Annotated in this window: 17 protein-coding genes, 1 tRNA gene and 1 pseudogene; 11 read left to right on the forward strand and 8 right to left on the reverse strand. The window is 57.1% G+C overall.

Going from position 1 to position 21535, the window contains the following annotated elements; genetic code table 11:
- Positions 1 to 16: 16 nt before the first annotated feature.
- The gene (locus OZX72_RS03720; protein WP_277159063.1) at positions 17 to 1717 is read left to right on the forward strand and encodes a DUF5719 family protein; all 1701 of its coding nucleotides are present in this window, start codon (positions 17 to 19) and stop codon (positions 1715 to 1717) included.
- An 85-nt stretch (positions 1718 to 1802) separates the two neighbouring features.
- On the opposite strand, the gene OZX72_RS03725 is transcribed toward OZX72_RS03720, so the two are convergent.
- Positions 1803 to 2240, reverse strand: coding sequence for a metallopeptidase family protein (locus OZX72_RS03725; protein WP_277159064.1), 438 nt, complete (start codon positions 2238 to 2240; stop codon positions 1803 to 1805).
- 92 nt (positions 2241 to 2332) lie between these two features.
- Here OZX72_RS03725 and OZX72_RS03730 point away from each other — a divergent pair, with 92 nt between their 5' ends.
- Together OZX72_RS03730 and OZX72_RS03735 are read left to right on the forward strand one after the other, a co-directional pair.
- Complete coding sequence (locus tag OZX72_RS03730; RefSeq protein WP_277159065.1) at positions 2333 to 3145, forward strand: HAD-IIB family hydrolase; 813 nt, start codon at positions 2333 to 2335, stop codon at positions 3143 to 3145.
- Between the two features lie 135 nt (positions 3146 to 3280).
- Positions 3281 to 3997, forward strand: coding sequence for a phosphoribosyltransferase family protein (locus OZX72_RS03735; protein WP_277159066.1), 717 nt, complete (start codon positions 3281 to 3283; stop codon positions 3995 to 3997).
- Between the two features lie 58 nt (positions 3998 to 4055).
- Here OZX72_RS03735 and OZX72_RS03740 read toward each other — a convergent pair whose 3' ends face one another.
- The 4 genes from OZX72_RS03740 to OZX72_RS03755 all read right to left on the reverse strand — a co-directional run bounded on the left by OZX72_RS03740 (position 4056) and on the right by OZX72_RS03755 (position 8084).
- Positions 4056 to 5372 carry a Y-family DNA polymerase gene (locus OZX72_RS03740; protein ID WP_277159067.1) on the reverse strand — a complete coding sequence of 439 codons (1317 nt, stop codon included), beginning with the start codon at positions 5370 to 5372 and terminating at the stop codon, positions 4056 to 4058.
- 8 nt (positions 5373 to 5380) lie between these two features.
- A complete protein-coding gene (locus OZX72_RS03745) occupies positions 5381 to 6031 on the reverse strand; it encodes a S24 family peptidase (protein ID WP_277159068.1) in 651 nt (216 codons plus the stop codon).
- A 93-nt stretch (positions 6032 to 6124) separates the two neighbouring features.
- Positions 6125 to 7216 (reverse strand): HAMP domain-containing sensor histidine kinase, encoded by a 1092-nt coding sequence (locus tag OZX72_RS03750; protein ID WP_277159069.1) that lies wholly within the window; start codon positions 7214 to 7216, stop codon positions 6125 to 6127.
- Between the two features lie 118 nt (positions 7217 to 7334).
- Positions 7335 to 8084 (reverse strand): response regulator transcription factor, encoded by a 750-nt coding sequence (locus OZX72_RS03755; RefSeq protein ID WP_277159070.1) that lies wholly within the window; start codon positions 8082 to 8084, stop codon positions 7335 to 7337.
- A 183-nt stretch (positions 8085 to 8267) separates the two neighbouring features.
- Between OZX72_RS03755 and OZX72_RS03760 the strand changes: the two genes are divergently transcribed.
- Positions 8268 to 8879, forward strand: coding sequence for a CarD family transcriptional regulator (locus OZX72_RS03760; RefSeq protein WP_277159071.1), 612 nt, complete (start codon positions 8268 to 8270; stop codon positions 8877 to 8879).
- 211 nt (positions 8880 to 9090) lie between these two features.
- Here the strand turns inward: OZX72_RS03760 and OZX72_RS03765 are convergent, their stop codons facing one another.
- The 3 genes and pseudogenes from OZX72_RS03765 to OZX72_RS03775 all read right to left on the reverse strand — a co-directional run bounded on the left by OZX72_RS03765 (position 9091) and on the right by OZX72_RS03775 (position 12398).
- Complete coding sequence (locus tag OZX72_RS03765) at positions 9091 to 9927, reverse strand: metal ABC transporter permease (RefSeq protein ID WP_277159072.1); 837 nt, start codon at positions 9925 to 9927, stop codon at positions 9091 to 9093.
- A 155-nt stretch (positions 9928 to 10082) separates the two neighbouring features.
- Positions 10083 to 10961, reverse strand: a pseudogene (locus tag OZX72_RS03770) (ABC transporter ATP-binding protein); the annotation flags it as partial.
- 330 nt (positions 10962 to 11291) lie between these two features.
- Positions 11292 to 12398: a zinc ABC transporter substrate-binding protein gene (locus tag OZX72_RS03775; protein WP_277159074.1), complete on the reverse strand. Its 1107-nt coding sequence runs from the start codon at positions 12396 to 12398 to the stop codon at positions 11292 to 11294.
- 400 nt (positions 12399 to 12798) lie between these two features.
- Here OZX72_RS03775 and OZX72_RS03780 point away from each other — a divergent pair, with 400 nt between their 5' ends.
- The 7 genes from OZX72_RS03780 (at position 12799) to OZX72_RS03810 (ending at position 21454) form a co-directional block, all read left to right on the forward strand.
- Positions 12799 to 13695, forward strand: a complete 897-nt coding sequence (locus OZX72_RS03780) for a bifunctional methylenetetrahydrofolate dehydrogenase/methenyltetrahydrofolate cyclohydrolase (protein WP_277159075.1) — start codon at positions 12799 to 12801, stop codon at positions 13693 to 13695.
- Positions 13696 to 13834: 139 nt separating this feature from the next.
- Positions 13835 to 15316 carry a 30S ribosomal protein S1 gene (gene rpsA / locus OZX72_RS03785; RefSeq protein WP_277159076.1) on the forward strand — a complete coding sequence of 494 codons (1482 nt, stop codon included), beginning with the start codon at positions 13835 to 13837 and terminating at the stop codon, positions 15314 to 15316.
- Between the two features lie 108 nt (positions 15317 to 15424).
- On the forward strand, positions 15425 to 16033 hold the full coding sequence (gene coaE, locus OZX72_RS03790; RefSeq protein ID WP_277159077.1) for a dephospho-CoA kinase: 609 nt from the start codon (positions 15425 to 15427) through the stop codon (positions 16031 to 16033).
- A 140-nt stretch (positions 16034 to 16173) separates the two neighbouring features.
- On the forward strand, positions 16174 to 18288 hold the full coding sequence (uvrB, locus tag OZX72_RS03795; protein WP_277159078.1) for an excinuclease ABC subunit UvrB: 2115 nt from the start codon (positions 16174 to 16176) through the stop codon (positions 18286 to 18288).
- Positions 18289 to 18561: 273 nt separating this feature from the next.
- Positions 18562 to 19545 carry a TerC family protein gene (locus OZX72_RS03800; RefSeq protein ID WP_277159079.1) on the forward strand — a complete coding sequence of 328 codons (984 nt, stop codon included), beginning with the start codon at positions 18562 to 18564 and terminating at the stop codon, positions 19543 to 19545.
- A 141-nt stretch (positions 19546 to 19686) separates the two neighbouring features.
- On the forward strand, positions 19687 to 21135 hold the full coding sequence (pyk, locus tag OZX72_RS03805; protein WP_277159080.1) for a pyruvate kinase: 1449 nt from the start codon (positions 19687 to 19689) through the stop codon (positions 21133 to 21135).
- A gap of 245 nt (positions 21136 to 21380) precedes the next feature.
- Positions 21381 to 21454 (forward strand) — tRNA-Leu (locus OZX72_RS03810).
- Positions 21455 to 21535 lie beyond the last annotated feature (81 nt).

A 21535-nucleotide genomic window follows, 5' to 3' on the forward strand; every position in this document is an offset into this window, starting at 1 on the left:
GAACAGGAATAACATTATGAACAATGACATGGATAGCGATAAGCGTCGCGCTGCCGTTCCCTCTCTTCAGCAAGTTGTTCCGGGCCCGCCGGCCCCTCCGGCCGCTCCGGGGGTATCTGGAAGTTCCGAGCATTTTCAGGACATTGTTAGTGCCGGGCGGGTGCAAGGTGCCGCCAACGGTTCCGAAGCGGTGAAGGCAGGCGCATCGCATACTCGGACGGTTTCGCGTGTCGTGCTGGCCGTGGTCACCGTCGTGGTGCTGGTCGTGTTGATTGTGGCTGTGGTGCTGCTGCCTATGCCGGGCTGGCTTGTCGATTCGGCCAAAGCCGGCAATGCCACCGCTGCCAAGCAAGTCGAGCAGACGGATCTGACCTATTATTGTCCCTCTCGCATGGCGCTTTCGGACAACGGCAAGTATGGCGACAGCGAGTTCCAGTCTTCGGAAGGCAACGTGGCTTCGTCAGCGCGATACTCCGCTTTCGGTTCGGTCTACGAGGCGAGCGTCGGCGCGGTGACCAACGGCAGTGAGGCAGACAACAAGAAACTTACTGGCAAAGACACCGTCGATTCCGCGATGGTCAAGACCTATTCCGGCACCGCCGATCACGGCTCGCAGGCGTTCGAGACACGTCTTCTGGCGGCGAAATCCGGTACCGGTGCCGCCGCATCTGTGGCTTCATGGGCCACTGACGGCGATTTGAAAGGTCTGGCGGCCTCCACTTGCGTCGCGCCTGCGCTCGAGCAGGACTTTCTCTTGGGGCCCACCACCACCGGGGCGACACAGCAATTGTCCGTCGCTAATTTCTCCTCGAAGGCCACTTCGCTGCAGGTGCAGATCTGGAGCACCAAGCATGGCACGCCTTTGCAGCTTTCCACCGGAAACGTCGTCAATATCGGCGCCAACGGCGAAACGAATGTGGAACTTTCCGCTGCAGCTCCCGGCAATGAGGCGCTTTTCGTGAAGGTCAAGAGCAAGGAGACCCCGATTGCCGCAATCGTGCGCAGCGTTGAGCTGGATGGCCTCAATGCCAAGGGTTCCGATTATGCGGTGCCGCTGAATGTTGCGACGACGAAGGCCTATCTGCCGGGGATTACCGGTGATGACGCAGTGACCGTATTGGCCCGTGCCGAGCAGACCACGGATTTGAACCTTTCGTGGATCGACGGCAATGGGGCCTCATCGGCCAAGACGCAGCATCTTGAAGCCGGCAAAGTCGTCGCCGTGGATTTAGGTAAGGCTCCCGACGGAGTGACCGGGCTTCAGGCCAGTGCATCAAGTCCCGTCGATGTCAGCGCAAAAGTGACCCAAAATGGGGATTCCGGCACCGATTTCGCCTATGTCTCGCCTTCTCAGAGCTTCACCCAATCGGCTGTTGTGATTCCTGATCATACCGACGGCACGATCACGTTGCTCAACACCTCCGGCAGCGAGACCAAGGCCACGCTGCAGGGCTATGATGCTTCCGGCAAACCTGCGGGAAGCAAACAAGTCAGCATTCCGGGCAACGCCGGAACGAGTGTCGCGGCCAAGGACGTCGACGAAAACGCCGTGATGTTCACGCTGAAAAACGGCAAGGACGTATCGATGGGCGTGAGGCTTACCCAGTCGGATGTTCAGGGATCCAAGCTCGCTTCGGTCGCCTACCTTGCATCTTCGGGTCTCGAGCCGCGCAACATGAAGGTTTGGGTCAACGACAACGCCGGAATCGTGCGCTGAGATGTTGGCGTTGTCTGCTGGTATTTTCTGCCGTTGTCATTTCGAGATAATGCCGTAAAAGCGAAAATCGGTGAAGCGGAATGTGCTAGAGCTCGGTGCCGGTCCAGTCGGGGTCGATTTCTTCGGGCCTGCGGCCATAGAGATCGGCGAGCCTTGCGACCAAAGCGTCGCGGATGGCCCATTCCAGTTCTGCCTTGTTCGGATGATGCATCTGCATTGGCATACGGTAGAGCACGATACGTGCCGGGATGCCGTGGTTTGCGGCAAAAGACTGCGAAGTCGGGTTGCGTTTGGGTTCCCAAGGTGCGGGCGTGGAAGGCGGCACGTCCTCAACGGCGAACTGCACCGGACGCACGAGCTCGGGCCACGCCGCCAGAAGCCGTCGAATCTGGGAGGAAACCATATCGTCGAACATGCCGCTTCGGGTACGGTAACGGGGCAGACGCACACCGAACATCGGAGTTCTCGAGCCGCGTCCGTGCCGGTTTCGATAGACGTGGGTCTGCCAAGGTGGTCGCAACATGGTTTCATTCTATGGTGCGCCATAGGCATTGGTGGTCGTAACATAAAGGGGTATTGGTTGCTGGGGCAGCCCACGAAACGAACGGAGCATCGATGGCAGCAGGGGCAAATGCGGCGATAGAGACATGGCGCGACCACGATCTTTCCGAACTTGTGAGTGGTATCAAGGTGGTTGCCTTCGATTTGGACAACACGCTCGCCCGCTCGAAGAAACCGATGCATGCCGACATGGCCTCGCGTTTTTCCGCTTTGACGCGTCTCATCGATGTGGCCGTCATCACCGGCGGCCGTTTTGAGCTGGCGAAAAGCCAGGTGCTCGACGTGCTCGAGTCGGATGCCTGCCGCTCCCGCATCCATGTCATGCCGACTAGCGGTACGCGCTATTACCGTTGGAATGACGGGGCTTGGAAGTGCGTCTATGCCAACGAACTGGACATGGCCGACCGCAAGCGCGCCATCGCCTCCATCGAACGCCACGCCCGAGAGCAGGGCATCTGGTTGGAGCATACTTGGGGGCCACGTATCGAGGACCGTGGCAGTCAGATCACGTTTTCCGCGTTGGGGCAGGAAGCTCCGGTCGACGAGAAGGAGGGCTGGGATCCTTGCAATAGCAAGAAAAACCGGCTCGCCGAAGCGGTGGCCGCCGACCTGCCGAACCTGGTGGTGCGTTCCGGCGGTTCGACCAGCATCGATATTTCGGCGCGTGGGGTCGACAAGGCCTATGCCGTGCGCAAGCTCTGCGGGATACTGGGCTGTAATGTCGATCAGGTCGTTTTCATTGGCGACCGCATGGACCCGGACGGCAACGACTATCCTGCGGCCGTCATTGGCACGAAGCCGATTCTCGTAGCTGGTCCGCAAGACACGCTTCAGGTCTGTGACCGTCTTATCGTGGCCTTGTCGTAGTCGAGGCATCTGGGTTCGCCTTTGAAATTGTGCATACTTTATTGCGACACGCCCGGAAAGTGGATAACCCATAGCATCCGACCACAGTGGTCGGTTTTGCGTCGGTTCTCACCGAGAATCCGCTAGCTTTGGAATATGGGAACTGTAGCTTCGCGACTTTTTGGTGCATTACGATTTTGGTTTGCGGCCATTCGTGATGTCTTGCTGCCGCGAGGCTGTGCCGGATGCGATAAACCGGACGAGGTGCTTTGCCCTTCTTGCGCGTCACTTTTCGGACATGTTTATCGCAAGGCGTTGCCGGGGAATGCCGGGTGTTGCTATGGATGCTCTTGGTATCGAGGTGCGGTTCGTCAGGCGATCCTTAATTGGAAAGACCACGGCGATGAAGAGTGTGATTGTGCCTTCGCCTTATTGCTGGCCGATTTGGCGCTGAAAGTACTTAGACAAGAAGGCCCTTATAGCCGCACGCGTTCTCTTGCTTTGGTCCCGGCGCCTTCTTCGGCCTCTTCGATGCATCGTCGCGGCCGTTGGCAGACACTGCCGCTCGTCAGGTTGATGGCACGGCGCTTGGATCGCCAGGGTTTTTCGGCTGTGGCGAAACCGGTGCTGAAACTTGAAGGTGTACAGGGCAAATCCGTCCAGGCGTCAAGCGCTCAATCCCGTTCGCGAAGGATCGCAGGGCATGTGCGCGTCACTGAGGATCTGAAAGGCGACGACTCGTTGTTTATCGTTATCGACGACATTATGACCACTGGTGCCACGATGGGACAGTGCATCTCCGCGTTGCGTGCGGCCGGCGCCTCTAACGTCATCGGGCTTGCGTTGGCTTGTACGCCGAACCGAGACGAATAGCGGAGTTCGTTGGCAGCCATTCGTTGTGCTTGCCTGCCATGTTTGCTGGCCACACTTCCTAATTGGCATGGGCCACGGCCATCTCATCCCAACGCGTGGTGCAGCGAGGGGAAAGCATCTCGCGCCTCATCGTCCATGAAGCCCCGGTGTCTTCGTCGCCGCGCCCTTTCCCGCGCATCCCGCCATAGCCGATACCAACCCGGGCCGTGCCAAATTTCTTGTTGGCCTCGTCGATGACGGCTCCCAGATTGTGGCTGTCGCGTCTGGCTTCGAACCCGTGCAAAGTGGTGAAATCCTTGGCATCCTGCAGACCGAGCAGCAGTACCCCTGCGCGGATGTAACGGGCATGCGGGTCGGCCTTGCTGCGCATGGCCTCGCATGCGGCCTTGGCGATGACCAAGGGGTCGTCGCTCGGGTCGCGCAAGGTGGTGGTCGCATGAAACGACTGATAGCTGTTTTCCGGCCCGAAGGGACTCGTGGCGCAGAAGGCGGCGACATGTGAACACAAGCTCGACTGACGGCGCAGCCTCCGGCAGGCCTTCTGCGCGTAAACGCTCAAGGCCTGGTTTAGCTGAGCCATGTCGGTGACGGGTTTTGAGAACATCCGTGAGCACAATATCTCAGATTTGCGTTTGCCATCGTTGGCGCTGGCATCGCCGACGATGCAGGGGATACCGTTCAACTCCAGTACGGTGCGTTCCAAGGTGATGGAAAAACGGTGCCTGACGGACACCGGATCCTGATTTCGTAGGTCGAGTGCGGTGACGATGCCCATGGCCTGCAGCTTGCGGGTGAGCCGTCTGCCGACACCCCATACGTCGCTCACCGGTATGGAGGCAAGGGCCGCATCGCCGTATTGCGTCTCGATCTCGCTCCACAGACTTACTCCGCCACTTGAAGGGTGCCGTTTGGCCCAGTGGTTGGCCACTTTGGCCAGCGTCTTGCTTGGCGCGATACCGACACTGACCGGCACGCCGACTCCCTCCAATACGGATTTGCGCATAGCCTTCGAAATCTGCACAGTCTGAGCGGCATCCGTTGAAGGGTTCAGGAAGCATTCGTCGATGGAGTAGATCTCCTGGCCTGGCATGAACCGGCTCATCACCGACATCATCCGTGCTGAAAGGCTGGCATAGAGCTCATAGTTCGAGCTGCGTGCCACCACACCGGCTTGTTGCGCCTCCTCGCGGATACTGAACCATGGCGTGCCCTCCTTGATGCCCAGCCGTTTCGCCTCCGCGCTGCGAGCCACCACACATCCATCGTTGTTGGAAAGCACCACAACCGGCTTATTGGCCAGTCTCGGGTCGAAAACGCGTTCGCATGAGGCGAAGAAGCTATTCGCATCGGCCAGCACCTGAAGCGATTTGCTCATGTCGTCTGCTAACCCTGGCGTTGTGGGAAGGGATAGATGGTGGCGCCGCTCGACCATCCTCGGCTGTGCTCGGCGAGCCCGGTGGTGCCGTTGGCTTTTTCGGGGGTGCCGGAATCGTATGTGGAAGTATTCGACATGCCTGGACGGGTGACGCCCGGCAGAGCGGAGCCGAATCGGCTCGAACGGCTTTGGGTGTGGAAGTTGCCGATGACCACGCCCCAGATCACCAGTTCTTCCGCGTTCTCGGGTGAGAAATCAGGATAACGGGGATTTTCGGGATGCAGGATTGGCGTTGATCCGCGCATCACGAGGCGTTTGACGGTCAGCTCGTCGTCGAGGACGGCCACCACCACGTCATCGGCCTGCGGTTCAAGCGAACGGTCGACCACCAGCAGGTCGCCGTCCCAGATGCCGGCCCCTTCCATGGAGTCGCCTGCGACGGTGATGATGAAGGTGGTGTCTGGGTTGCGGATAATGTGCTCGTCGAAGCTGAAATCGCCTGCAAAGTAGTCTTGTGCCACCGACGGGAACCCTGCGTGCACCGCTTCAAGCGCGATGGGAATGGGTGTCGGTGCAAGCGTCGAACGGAAAATTTGGCTGACTCTGCAATCCTGCCCTGAACTGCTGCACGTCAATTTGCATGATGCGCTTGCTGTCATCTTGCACCTCCCAATAATCGAACGTTTGTTCGAATATCATTGTGTCAAGAGGTCAAGACAATAAAATAGAACAAATGTTCGATTGAGTGAAAGTCAGAGAGTGGTTTCTGCAACGGACTCGTCGGAGACAATATGGAATTTCGGCAGAGTGATTTCGAAATCGGTGCCGCGGTCGTCATCGACGACTTTGACATTGCCGCCATGCAGTTGCGCCGCCCAGCGGGCGATCGACAGTCCGAGGCCGGTGCCGCCGGATTCGGTGCCCGGACCGGACTTGCCTTTGACGAAACGGCGGAAGATGTCCGCGCGCGCCTCTTTGGGAATCTGCGAGCCGAAATTGACGACGTTGGTCACGATGGTGCCGTGCGCCTTGTCTTCGTGTGCCTCGATAAGCACGGTAGTGTTGTCGGGCGAATGTTTGAAGGCATTGGAGATGATGTTGGTGAACAGCTGACGCAGCCTGTCTTGGTCGCCTTCGATTTCGATGGAATCCGGTACATGCACGTCGACGTCATGGGCGTGCCCGGCATCCGCGATTTCCAGCGGTTCCAGCGTTTCGTCGATGAAGTCGGCGAAATTGAACTGCTCGATGTTGAGGCTTGCCGCACCGGCTTCCATGCGCGAAAGATCGAGGAGGAAGGCGATGAGGTCGGAAAGCCGATGGGTCTGGTTCAAAATCCCCTCAAGATTGGCAGGGGTGGGCTCCACCACACCGTCGGCGAGGTTCTCGAGCATTGCCTGCAGGGCTGAGACGGGAGTACGAAGTTCGTGCGAGACATTGGCGATCATGTCGCGCCGCATCTGGTCGGCGTGCTGGAGTTCCTCGGCCATCTCGTTGAACGAGCGGGCGAGCTGGCCCACCTCGTCGTTGCTTCGAGTGCCGACCTTGACACGTACTGTATAGTCGCCTTCGCTCATGGCCTTGGCCGCGTCGCGCATCTGGCGCAGGGGAGCGGTCAACCCACGGGAGAAGAAATAGGTGATGCCCAGCGCCACCACAAGCGTCAACGGCATGGCGATCCAGCCGCTCAGCCCCATTTTCAGGAGGAACCAAGCCATGACAAACGCGATAGCCGTGGCGATGACGATGATGACGCTCAGCTCGGCTTTGAGTGATGAGAACAAACCTATCGGGCGCTCGTTGTCCAATATCTTCTTGCCGGATTGATGTGTATGGTTGCTCATCGCTGTGGTCACTGTGTTCTCTCGACTGGGTTTTCTAAACTGTGTCTTCTAAAAATAAGATATATAAAATAAAAACGAAGGTTATATGAAAAGCAGCCCCGTAGGGCTGTTGAATTTTCTACTCTTTCACGGAAGCCGTCGTGGCGTTGCCTTCCTCTGGAGGCTCGAACGCGTAACCGACGCCGTGAGCGGTGCGAATCAGATCGCTGCCAAGTTTGTGGCGCAACGCCTTAACGTGCGAATCGACGGTGCGGGTGCCGGAAGCGTCAGGCCAATCCCACACCTCTTCGAGCAATTTCTCACGCTTGAAGACGGACTTCGGCTTGCGGGCAAGGGTGGCGAGCAAATCGAATTCGGTAGGCGTCAGATGCACCTGTTTGCCGTCTTGGGTCACGATGCGTTGGCGCGGGTCGATGACCAGTGTGCCGAAGTCCAGCACTTTTTCATTCTCGTTGTTCTTGGCGATGAGGGTGGCGCGCTCGACGCGACGCAGCAGAGCCTCGCAACGAGCGATAAGTTCGCGGGGGGAGAACGGCTTGGTCATGTAATCGTCGGCTCCGGCGGAAAGCCCCATCACCTTGTCGGCTTCGGAATCACGGGCGGTGAGCATGAGCACTGGCACCGGGCGCTCGGCGATGATGCGCTTGGTAGCTTCGATGCCATCCATGACGGGCAGCATGATGTCCATGATGACCAGGTCCGGCTTGATCTGGCTTGCGGCGCGTACGGCGCTCGCCCCGTCTCCCGCCACGCGAGCGGTCCAACCGTTGGCTGTGATGCGCTGTGCGATTGCCGTGGCGAGATCTGGCTCGTCCTCGACCACCAAGATGGTACGCGGCGTCTTCTGATGTGCCGAAGTGTTGAGCATGTATCCTCCGCCTTTCAAAAACATTGCTACAAATAATTTATTATAGGTGCCGTTGCACCCAATTTGCCGTAAAGTCAGGTTTTCAGCCGTTTCGGTAAGGTTTTGGGGGTTCGCGGCGGGGATAAACGTCCGCGGCGCGTGAAAAACTAATACACATTGCGTTTGAAGCGTTCCGGAGGTTCCATGGATTACAAAGTTGGGGATGTTGTCGTTTATCCGCGTCACGGTGCGGCGAAGGTGACAGCTTTCGAAAAACGTACGGTCAAAGGCGTTACGCGCGACTACCTGCAACTTTCAGTGCTTTCCAGCGACGGCCTGGTCATCGAAGTGCCGGTCGACAATGCCAAGAAGGTGGGCATTCGCAATATCGTCGACGGCAAGGAAGTCGCCAAGGTCTTCGAAATCCTGCGTACGCCGATCGTCGACAACGAGAAAATGAACTGGTCGCGTCGTTACAAGCTGAACGTTGAGAAGATTGCCACCGGCGAGGTCAACAAGATTGCCGAGGTCGTGCGTGATCTGGCCCAGCGCGATGTCGACGAGCATGGTCTTTCTGCCGGTGAGAAACGTATGCTCACGCGCGCTCGCAATATTCTCACTTCTGAGATTGCGCTTTCCGAGCATATCGAAGAGGATGAAGCCCAGCACCTGCTTGACGTCAACCTTGGATACGCTCAACCCGCACCGGATGATGCCAAGCATCATACCCAGGCTCCTGAGGAGCCGGCGAGCCAGACGTTGGCGAGAATCGAAGCCGAAAACAAAGAAGCCAAGAATTCCAAGAAAAAGAGGTAGCATCTCGGCGGTTTTGTCGGTAAAAGCGCTTTCTGATTTTCTGATTTTATAGAGTTGAGGGCCATCTCGGTATTGAAGAGATGGCCCTCAACTTATTGGGTGCTGATACGTTATGACGCAATTTTGGTCTATAACCTGACTTTTAACTGATAATCCATCTTTCGGCAATAACCTGGTAAACCCTATAGTCGGAACCTTGTTTAAGACTCTTTCAGTGGCGGCGCAACGCTTCCACACCTTTGGCGACGATCCAGAAGAGCGTCGAAATCGTGACGATGACGAAGCTCGGGGGAGTCGGGAACATGACCGAAATGACCAGTCCGCCCCAAATCGAGACCAGGCACAGGATGCTGGAAAGCACCATTGAACGCAGCGGCGTACTAGTGAGGATGTTTGCCGTGGCGGCAGGGGTGACGACCAGCGCGAAAATTAGCAGCGTGCCTACCGCAGGTACGGCGATGGTGATGACGCCGGCCATGATGGCCATGAACAGCACATTCATCACGCCGATCGGCACGCCCTTGGCCTGCGCCACCTGCTCGTCCAACGAGCTGAAAAGCAACGGCCGGTAGACCACAGCCATCACCGCCAAGAGCAACACGTCGAAAATAGCGAAGCCCAGCACCTGATCGTTGGTAATAGTCAATATCGAGCCGAAAAGAATCGCCTGCATCTGCTGCGAGGCGGAACTTGACATGCGCGAGAAGAAGAGACCCAGACCGGTGGCGAAGGCGAGCACGGTGCCGGTCGCGATTTCGCGCTGCGAGGCCTTTTTGCCCAGCGCCCCGATGGTCAGCGCCCCACCGAGAGCGAAGATGCCGAGCCCGAGCGAGACCGGTAGTCCCAGCAAAACCGCTCCAGTGGCTCCCGGCAGTCCGATATGCGCCAACGCGTGCGCGGCGAAGGTTGAATGACGGGCAATGGTGAAATAGCCCATCACCCCGGCGGCCAGCGCGATGCAAAGCCCAGCGATGAAGGCGTTGTGCATGAACGGCGCCGAAAGCGTTGTCATCCATTCATGGTTGAAGCCGAATTGGATATGGCTCATAACCTTGCCTCCTGCCGCTCGTTTCCTTCATTCCCATCATTTCGGTGCGTGCCTTTTCCTGATTGACGGGAAAGCTTCTTTTCGAAATATCGTGGTTGTTCGCCGCTGGCTTCCCGATCTCGGTGAGAGTTCCGATGCTGCGAGATTTCTCCATGATGGTGATGGAACCCTGCCACTTCCGCCGGTTTGTGGATGTCCGGGGTGACGTTGTCGGGCTCGTCGGGGCCGGGGGTGACGAACATGTCGCCCTGCGGCGTGGTGACGACTTGCACTTTTGTGCCGTAAAGGTGTGTGAGCAGATCGGCGTCGAGAACCTCGTTCATCTTCGCATAGTGTGGGTGCCCGTCCAAGAGATAAACCGCGCCGTCGAGGATAGGCAGCAGCATGTTGAGGTCGTGGGCCACCACTTGGATGGTCATGCCCATCTCGTGGTTGAGTTTGGCCAGCACATGCACCGTTTCGCGTTGGGCGGCCAGGTCGAGGTTGGCCAGCGGCTCGTCGAGCATCAGCAGTTTCGGCCCGCTCACCAGCGCCTGTGCGATGGCGACGCGCTGGCGCAGGCCTCCTGAAAGTTCGGAAAGCCGGTAATGGCGTTTGTTGTCCACGCCGGTGAAGGCCATGGCCTCGCGCGCCCGTTCACGTTGCGCCCGCGTGGTGGGGTGGATGCCGAACTTCGTGCCAGTCAGCCCCAGCAACACGGACTGTTCGGCGGTGAGGTTCGATTCGATGTCGCCGGCGTAGTTCTGCGGCACGTAGCCAATGAGATGGTTGGTCGTGCCGGCCGGTCCACCAAGTACGTTGAGACTGCCGTTGAACAGTGGCAGCAGGCCGAGTTCCGCCTTCATCATCGTGGTTTTTCCTGCACCGTTCGTGCCGACGATGGCGGTGATGGAGCCTGCGGGAATAGAGAAATTGCCGTGCTGCCAGATGATTCTTTCGCCGCGTTTGATGCCTGCGTCACGGAAGACCAAAGCCGGTTTGTCGCCGTCTGTTTTGGCATTCTGGAGGCTTTTGGTCTCAGTCTGTGTATTCATCTTGTCTTTCTTTCGGCCATAGGCGTTGGAAACACTACTTAAGGATTGATATCTATATCATATAATTGAAATTGAGAATCATTTTCAAATAGAAGTGAATTGTTCGCTAGGCGAAAGTATGGGTTCAAGCGCCCTATAACGGCACTGAGTATCAGGAAATTATTGCTCGATGACCGGTAACGACGCCTTGACATCGGTGTCTCACGGTTGATGAATTGAAATATTTTTGTTGTGGGATATGCAATGCGCGGTTGGGAAACATGACTTTCGACTGTTCCCCAACCGCGCATTCGTCGGTGGCTCGGTAAAACCATACCTTATTATGGCCGATTACTTGCCAGGGTCGGTCTGACCTGCGTTCGATGGCACCGAACCATCGAACGGAGCCGTGGGCGTCTGCTGATTGGAATTCGTCGAATTGCCGGACTGTCCGGACTGCCCCGAACCGTCACTGTTGTCGGTTTTGTCTCCGTCTGTCACCTTCTGATGGTCGGCTTCGCTGGCCTTGAAATCGGCCATGGCCTTGTCGATGCTTTTCATCAACGTGGTGATCCAACCAGTGAGCGTGGTCTGGTCTTTCGGCATCTGCTCGCTGACGTCGACGACGGGCACTTCGGTGCGTCCGGCCGTTCCAGTCAGCAGATTGGTAGTGTTGCTGGCTTCCTGCGTGTTGTTGATGAGCAGATTGACTTCGCGTCCGGAAATGAGGTGCTGGAACTTCTGCAGGTCGCTCGGTGCGGGTTCGCCCTCAGAACTCACCGCCTGCGTATAGCCTTTCGGCGTCTTGTCGGTGAAACCGAGGTCGTCCATTAAGTAATAGGCCACCGGTTCCGTGGCGCCGTAAGTCGCGTCCTGGTGCTTCTGTGAGAACTCCTTCATGGAATTCTCGAGCTTGGTTTCGTTTGCCTTCCACGTCTTCAAACGTGCCTGGAACTGCTTGGCTTTGGCGGGCCTCGCCTTGGCGAAGGCGTCCTCCAGTTCCGTCGCCGTCGCCTTTCGCGCGTCCTTGGAGAACCAGAGGTGTGGGTTGTCGCCGGTACTCGCGCCGACCGCCGTGGCCGCCGAAACGCTGGTGGTTCCTTTGGCGATGGACTTACTGGCCCAGTTGTCGTATCCGGCGCCGTTGACCACTACGATTTCGGCGCCTTGCAGTTTGGCCATGTCGGTGGTCTGCGGCTCGAAATCATGGGCGTCGACCGAGACGGTGTTGACGATCGAGGTCACATTGACGTCGTTGCCTCCGATTTCCTTAGCCAGTGAACCCCATTGGTTGATTGAGGCGACCACATTGATAGGCCCGTCCGCCTGCTTGGAGCTGTTATTGGTCTTGTCTTGCTGCTGGGAGTCGTTGCCGCTGCCGCAGGCCGCAAGGCCGAAAACCAAGCATAGCGAGCCCAGTATGGCCGTAGCCTTCGTCTGCCATCCGAATCGTTTCATAGTGACCCCTTAATCGAATCCGTTGCTGCAAATCCACATTGGTTTTATTTAAAGTATAATGATACGGCAATATACTGAAAATGAAAATCATTGTCAAATACGATATGACCATTCATCTGATATCCGGGGATTGCCGATTATGGTTGTGAAAATATCGGGAATCATGGATTACGGCAACACGGTTTGCGGTTGTTTGTTTCATCGTCGTACTTTTGATCTTGGGTTTTGGTGCTCAGTCTTTCGCAAGCTTATAAACGGTTATAAGCAAACGATATGGCGTGGGCGATGGACATGCCTGCGTTTGTGGGCCCCTTCACCTTACAATCGATAACTATGGTGCCTGGCCTGCAGCACGGCCGCACGGAATGTCGAAATTACTTTCACGTATTAAGGAATCGGTATGACAGGCGAGGAACAGACTCCTCTGAAATTGGACGGGAAGGCTGCTGCGGCGGCAATCAAGCAGGATTTGCGGGAACGTGTCGAATCGCTCAAAGCACAAGGCGTCGAGCCCGGTCTTGGCACCATTCTCGTCGGCGATGATGTCGGTTCGCGCAAATATGTGGCTGGCAAGCACAAGGATTGCGCCGAGGTCGGCATCGCTTCGATTGCCGTTGAGCTGCCCGGGACCGCCAGCCAGCAGGAGATCATCGATGCCGTCGAACGGCTCAACGCCGATCCGAACTGCACCGGCTATATCGTCCAGTTGCCGTTGCCCAAAGGCATCGATTCCAACAAAGTCGTCGCCCACATCGATCCTGCCAAGGACGCCGACGGCATGCACCCCGCCAATCTGGGCGAGCTCGTCACGCATATCGACGGCAACAACCCCGCGCCGCAGCCCTGCACGCCGCGTGGCATCATCGTGTTGCTGAAGCATTATGGCATCGATCTGAAAGGCAGGGACATCTGCGTTGTCGGCCGCGGCATCACCGTCGGGCGCACCATCGGTTTGATGCTTACCGCAAAAGACGTGAACGCCACCGTGACGTTGTGCCATACCGGCACCAAAGATATCCAGAAACATTTGCTTGCGTCCGATGTCATTGTCGCCGCCGTCGGCCGCGCCGGGTTTGTGCGTCCCGAAGATGTCAAGCCGGGGGCGGTATTGGTCGATGTCGGTGTCTCCCGTGTTTATGACGAGGAAGCCGGACGATATCGTGTGCGCGGCGACATCGACAAGGCCTGCCACGCTTTGAGTTCTGCTTATACGCCGAACCCGGGGGGAGTAGGGCCGATGACCCGTGCCATGCTTCTGGCGAACGTCGTGGAGATGGCCGAGCGCAAAATCGGCTGAAACGGGTGCGACACGCCCGGATTTGTCGGAGTGCTTTGACTAGGGCGACTAGTATTCTTATGACTTGCGTGGCCGCAAGGTCGCCAACATAACTTAATAGGTAATATCCATCCAACTAATAACAAAGAAACCACTTTTAATGGCAGAGAACAATAACGAAGTCACCAAGGTCGCGATTAACGATATCGGCACCGAAGAAGACTTCATCAAGGCAGTCGATTCCACCATCAAGAATTTCGATGATGGTGATCTGGTCACGGGCACGGTCGTCAAGGTCGATCACGACGAAGTGCTGCTTGACATCGGCTACAAGACCGAGGGCGTCATTCCCTCCCGCGAACTTTCTATCAAGAAAGATGTCAATCCTGACGAAGTCGTTGAAGTCGGCGACACCGTCGAAGCCCTTGTCGTCACCAAGGAAGACAAGGAAGGACGTCTTATCCTGTCCAAGAAGCGTGCCCAGTATGAGCGCGCCTGGGGCGATATCGAGAAGATCAAGAACGACGACGGCGTTGTCGAAGGCACCGTCATCGAAGCTGTCAAGGGCGGCCTGATCGTCGACATCGGCCTGCGTGGCTTCCTGCCTGCATCGCTGGTCGAAATGCGTCGTGTCCGCGACCTTTCGCCTTACATCGGCCAGAAGATTAAGGCCAAGATTCTTGAGCTCGACAAGAACCGCAACAATGTGGTGCTCTCCCGTCGCCAGTATCTTGAGGAGACCCAGTCTGAGGTCCGTGAGACCTTCCTGGCGCAGCTCAAGAAGGGTCAGATCCGTGAAGGCACTGTTTCCTCCATCGTCAACTTCGGCGCGTTCGTCGATCTCGGCGGGGTGGACGGCCTCATCCACGTTTCCGAGCTTTCCTGGAAGCACATCGACCATCCGTCCGAGGTCGTCAAGGTCGGCGACAAGGTCACCGTCGAGGTGCTCGACGTCGATATGGATCGCGAGCGTATCTCGCTGTCCCTCAAGGCGACGCAGGAAGATCCGTGGCAGCGTTTCGCACGCACCCACGTTCCCGGACAGATCGTCAAGGGCAAGGTCACCAAGATCGTGCAGTTCGGCGTGTTCGTTTCCGTCGAAGATGGCATCGAGGGCCTGGTCCACATTTCCGAGCTCGCCAACCGTCACGTCGACAACCCGGAGACCGTCGTCAAGCAGGGCGAAGAGATCTTCGTCAAGGTCATCGACGTCGATCTCGACCGTCGCCGTATCTCCCTGTCTTTGAAGCAGGCCAACGACTCCGTTGATCCCGCCAGCGAGGACTTCGATCCGGCGCTTTACGGCATGCCTGCCGATTACGACGAGGACGGCAACTACAAGTACCCCGAAGGCTTCGACCCGCAGACCAACGAATGGATTGCCGGCTACGAGAAGCAGCGCGAGGAGTGGGAGAACCAGTATGCGACCGCCCACGATTTGTGGGAGCAGCATAAGGCCTTCGTCGCCAAGGAAATCGAAGGCGCGGCTGAGTCCGCTGCCGAGGATGGTCAGGGTGCACGCGAGGAGAAGGCTGTTGAGGAGTCCACCAAGTACTCTTCGGAGAACGAATCCGAAGGCACGCTTGCCGGTTCCGACAAGCTCGCTGCTCTTCGTGAGGAGCTCCTCAAGGAAAAGAAGTGAAATCATTTTTGATGATTTCACGGTGATTTCGTGAGATTGGTCGGTGCAGGTTTTTGCCTGTGCCGACCTTCTTGTTTTCTTGTCAAAGTCAACGATATCGGGGGATGGATGAGAATCGGATTGACCGGGGGCATCGCGGCCGGCAAAAGCACTGTCGCCGCGCATCTCAAGGAACGTGGGGCCTTCCTTATCGATTACGACCAATTGGCCCGTGAAGTTGTCGAGCCGGGCAGCGAAGGAATCCGTGAAATCGTTGAGGAATTCGGCTCCGAGGCAGAGCAATCCGATGGTTCTCTGAACCGCAAGTGGATGGCGGATCATGTCTTCTCGTCCGAAGCTACGCCGAACGCCAAACAACGGCTTGACGATATCGAGCATCCGCTGATTTATCGTCGTGCCCAAGAAGTGGAACAGCAAATCGCGAAGAAATCTTCTTCAGGCCCGATTATCGTTCATGATGTGCCGTTGTTGGCAGAAGTCATTGACACCATTCCGTTCAAATTCGACCATATTCTCACTATCGAAGCACCCGAGGAAATTCGCATCCAACGGATGATGGAAACGCGGGGGATGACCCGTGAGCAAGCCGAGGGCAGGATACAGCATCAGTCAAGCCGCGAGCAACGAGAGTCCATCGCCGACGTGGTCATCGACTCCACACAGTCAATCGAACAAATGTTCGACCGTCTTGATATGCTATTCGCACAATGGCAGTGAACGAGGCGGGATTCGCATAAAGTAAGGCATTGGGAATACGGCTGAAAGCCGTCGATAACTGTTGAAGTGACGGAATATGGGCTTGCTTGGCTTAGCGGGTTCATTCAAGAGGCTGGCTGTCGAAAGGAATCGAAACAGGTATGGGGTTCAATATCGAGCGTACGCATCATCCGTTCGTGGTGAAGGCGCCGTACAAGCCTTCCGGCGACCAGCCCGAGGCCATCGACGAGATCGCGCGACGCATCGAAAACGGCGAGAACGACGTGGTGCTGATGGGCGCCACCGGCACCGGCAAGACCGCGACCACCGCATGGCTGATCGAGAAGCTGCAACGCCCCACGCTGATTCTGGAACCCAACAAGACCTTGGCTGCGCAGCTGTGCGCCGAGTTCCGCGAGCTGATGCCGGACAATGCTGTCAGCTACTTCGTTTCCTACTACGATTACTACCAGCCCGAGGCCTACATTCCCCAGACCGATACCTATATCGAAAAGGACTCGAACGTCAACGACGATGTGGAGCGGCTGCGTCACGCGGCGACCGCGAACCTTCTGACCCGTGACGATTGCGTGGTGGTGGCCACCGTCTCCTGCATCTACGGCTTGGGTACGCCGGAGGAATACGCCGGCCGCATGCTCTTCCTGCATGAGGGGGAGGAAATTAACCGTGATGCGCTCTTGCGTAAGTTCGTCGCCATGCAATACAAACGCAACGACATCGCCTTCACCCGCGGCACCTTCCGTGTGCGTGGCGACACCGTCGAAATCATTCCCGTCTATGAGGAACTGGCCATCCGCATCGAATTCTTCGGCGACGAGATCGACCGCATCTCCACGTTGCATCCGCTGACCGGCGACGTCATCGCCCACGAGCCGCAAGTCCATATCTTCCCGGCCTCACACTATATCGCCGGCCCCGAGCGCACCGAGCACGCGTTGAAAACCATCAAAGAGGAGCTCATCGACCGCACGGCCGAGCTGCGCAAACAAGGCAAGGAATTGGAAGCCCAGCGCCTTGAGATGCGCACCAACTACGACCTTGAGATGATTCAACAGGTCGGTTTCTGCTCCGGCATCGAGAACTATTCCCGTCACTTCGACGAACGCGAGCCTGGTAGCCCGCCGCACACGCTGCTCGATTTCTTCCCCGACGATTTCCTCTTGGTCATCGACGAATCGCATGTCACCGTCCCGCAGATCGGCGGCATGTATGAAGGTGATGCCAGCCGCAAGCGCACGCTGGTCGAAAACGGCTTCCGCCTGCCTTCCGCAATGGACAACCGGCCGCTGAAATGGCCGGAGTTCCTTGACCGTGTCGGTCAGACTGTCTATCTTTCCGCGACGCCCGGCGACTATGAGTTGGGGCTTTCCGACGGTGTGGTGGAACAGGTCATCAGGCCTACTGGCCTTTTGGATCCGAAAGTCATCGTCCGTCCGGTCAAGGGGCAAATCGATGACCTGCTCGGAGAAATTAAAGACCGCGTGGCCAAGCATGAGCGCGTGCTGGTGACGACACTGACCAAGAAGATGGCCGAAGACCTGACCGACTACCTGCTGGAACGCGATATCAAGGTCGAATACCTGCACTCTGATGTCGACACGCTTCGCCGTGTCGAACTGCTGCGCGAATTGCGCGAGGGCAAGATCGATGTCATCGTCGGCATCAACCTGCTGCGTGAGGGCCTTGATTTGCCCGAGGTCTCGTTGGTCGCGATCTTGGACGCAGACAAGGAAGGCTTCCTGCGCTCGCATCGTTCGCTCATCCAGACCATCGGTCGTGCCGCGCGTAATGTGTCCGGTACCGTCATCATGTATGCCGACGAGGTCACCGACGCGATGGAGACCGCCATCAGCGAGACCAACCGTCGTCGTGAAAAGCAGATCGCCTACAACAAGGAACACGGCATCGATCCGAAGCCGTTGGTCAAGAAGATCAGCGACGTCACCGACATGCTGGCTAAGGAGGATGTGGACACCGAGACGCTTCTGGCTGGTGGCTACCGCGATGAGAAGCGTGCCGGCAGCGACAAGCGCATCGCCCTGACCAGCTTGGACGACGCGGATCTCAAGAAAAATCATGACGCCATCGTCAACGCCGGCTTGCCCGCGCAGGACCTGGCCGACCTCATCCGCCAGATGAGCGAGCAGATGCACACCGCCGCTGAACAACTCCAGTTCGAGCTCGCCGCCCGTTTGCGTGATGAAATCCGTGACCTCAAAAAGGAACTTCGACAGATTACCGAAGCCCAGAAGTAAAAATATAAACTCAATATTTACGGGACATGAGTTGGGGGTTGGGATAAACTTTCTCGGGCGTAGGCTTGGCCGAGCAAAATCCAGTGATTTTGCCTTCGCGCTCGAGTATCGCGCTCACTTCGTTTACGGCCTGTCCACTGGACTGACCGCTTGACGGCTCAGCCAAAGTGTCCCGTGAAAGTTTATCCCAACCCCCAACGACCAACCACAAAAAGTTAGGTTTACAACAAACTTTCGTCGTTTCAGGTCACCGGCACCCCTTAGGGTAGGAATATGGCCGAAACACCCCTTGCGTTTATGATCGCCACATACGTGGTGCTTGCGATTTTCTTCGTCGTCGATTTGTTCGTCATCGGTCGTAAGCCTCATGTGCCTTCCACCAAGGAGTGCGTGCAGCATATCGCGTTCTTTGTCGTGGCGGCCCTGATTTTCGGCGGCCTGGTCTGGTGGGTTTCCGGCTCGCAGCCCGCGCTTGAGTTCTATTCCGGCTGGCTTACCGAGTATTCGCTGAGCATCGACAACCTCTTCGTTTTCGTCATCATCATGACGAATTTCGCCGTGCCCCGCAAGCTGCAGAAGTATGTGCTGAGCGTTGGCATCACCATCGCTCTGATTCTGCGCGGCCTCTTCATCCTGGTAGGTGCGGCCGTCATCCAACGCTTCACGTGGGTCTTCTTCATCTTCGGTGCATTCCTGATCTATACCGCAGTGAAACTGGTAGCCGGCGACGATGACGACGAGGAATATCACGAAAACGCCATCATCCGTGCGCTGCGTAAAGTGGTGAAAATCACGGACCACTATGACGGCGAAAAAATCCGTACGACCATCGACGGCAAGAAGTTCTTCACCCCGATGCTCATCGTCTTCCTGACCATCGGCACCACCGACGTCATGTTCGCCTTCGACTCGATTCCCGCCATTTTCGGGCTCACCAAAGACCCGTTCATCGTCTTCACCTCAAACATCTTCGCACTCCTCGGTCTCCAGCAGCTCTACTTCCTGCTTGGCGCGCTTCTCGACAAGCTCGAGTACCTGCCATACGGCCTGGCAGTAGTGCTTGGTTTCATCGGTGTCAAGCTGGTGATGGAAGCGCTTCACGGCAATTCCCTGCCGTTCATCAATGGGGGACATCCGATTACACAGGTGCCTGAAATCCCGACGTGGGTATCGCTTGCCGTCATCATCGTCGCCATTGGTACGGCGGCCCTGGCCAGTGTCATCAAGATGAAGAAGGATGCCGCAAAGGCGGAATAGCTGTCGTTATACGATGTATGTGAACGCTCACATAAAAGTCGGCGGAACGGCAACCAATGCCTATGAATGCTAGTAGACTGGTTATATGTCGCGGGTTGATTCCCGCCATACAAAATGTCAGCTAAGAATAGGCAGGTATTCATGAGGAAAGCAAAAATCGTAGACACCATCGGACCGGCGAGCGAATCGTTGGAGAACTTGACCGAGCTGGTCAAGAACGGCATGGATGTCGCGCGCCTGAATCGTTCGCACGGCACCACCGAAGATCATCTGAAGGTCTACAACAACGTTCGTCAGGCTTCCAAGACCACTGGCCGCAACGTCGCCGCTTTGGTCGATTTGCAGGGCCCGAAGATTCGCTGCGGTTGGTTCAAGAAGAACGCAGACGGCGAAGACAAGGTTCAGCTCACCGCTGGCCAGGAATTCATCATCACCACCGACGACGTCGAGGGTGACGAGCACATCACTTCCACCACGTTCAAGGGTCTTCCCGGAGATTGCCATCCCGGCGACCCGATCCTGATCGATGACGGCAAGGTCCGTCTTGAGGTCACCAAGGTCGAAGGCAACAACGTGCACACCAAGGTCGTCGTGGCAGGACCCGTTTCCAGCCACAAGGGCATCAACCTGCCGGGCGTGGCCGTGAGCCTCCCCGCATTGACCGAAAAGGACGAGGCCGACCTGCGTTGGGCCATCCAGACCGGCGCCGACATCATCGCCATGTCCTTCGTGCGTTTCGCCACCGACATCGACCGCGCCCATGAGATCATGGACGAGGAAGGCCGTCGCATCCCGATCGTCGCAAAGATCGAGAAGCCGCAGGCTGTCGACAACCTCGAAGACATTGTCAAGGCGTTTGACGGCATCATGGTCGCTCGCGGCGACATGGCCGTTGAGATGCCGTTCGAGCAGGTCCCGCTGGTCACTAAGCGCTGCATCGAGCTGGCCCGCGAATATGCCAAGCCCGTCATCGTCGCCACCGAGGTCCTTGGCTCCATGGTCAATTCACCGATTCCGTCGCGCGCCGAGGCTTCCGATTGCGCCAACGCCGTCCTCGACGGTGCCGACGCCACCATGACCTCCAACGAGACCGCCGTTGGCAAGTACCCGGCACAGACCGTCAACACGATGGCCCGCATCTCCGGCTACGCCACCGAGCACGGCTTCGATCGCATCCCGTCGATCTCCAACCTCGATATGTCGAGCACCGGCGCCGTTTCCTCTGCCGCCGTCGATCTGGCCGACAAGATCAACGCCAAGGCCATCGTGGCTTACACGCAGACCGGTTCCACCGTGCACCGCGTTTCCCGCGAACGTCCGGCCGCCCCGATTTACGGCATCACCAACAACGAGCATACTTATCATTGGCTGGCTCTGAGCTGGGGTACCGAAGCGTTCTGCGTCAACGAAGATTACCACGACATGAACCGTCATCAGCTGATGATTTTCACCGACAAGCTGCTTCGCGATGCCGGCAAGGTCGTCAACGGCGACAAGATCGTCGTGTTGAGCTCCGCGCAGGGCTCGCATCAGGCCGGTCGCACCGACTCGCTCTACGTCCACACCGTGGGCGCCTGCGATGCCGACTGAAGTTCGGAATGGCTTGGAGGCGAAACGGTATAGCCGTTAGCTGAAAGCCTGATTTTCCTTTCAAAGACAATCTTCGTCCTTTTAAAACGGAAACGTTTTGGAGGTCGGGGATTGTTCTTGTTTTGGCTCAAGTCAATGAGCAGAACACGCGAGAAGACACGCAGATGACGAAATCGACACTCTGACGTCTCTTGATTATGCTATTTTTAAAGGGTTGCAATCTTCGGGGTTGCGGCCCGATACAAGCCCTTGTATCCCAATTGGTAGAGGAAACAGCCTCAAAATCTGTGCAGTGTGGGTTCGAGTCCCACCAAGGGCACGTTGAGTGGGTTTATCACTTTTGAATGATTGATATATCATAGTATCAATATCCTTATGTACTCGACATTTGTCACAAGAG

It is taken from the genome of Bifidobacterium sp. ESL0769 (genome assembly GCF_029395495.1).
Classification (GTDB): domain Bacteria; phylum Actinomycetota; class Actinomycetes; order Actinomycetales; family Bifidobacteriaceae; genus Bifidobacterium.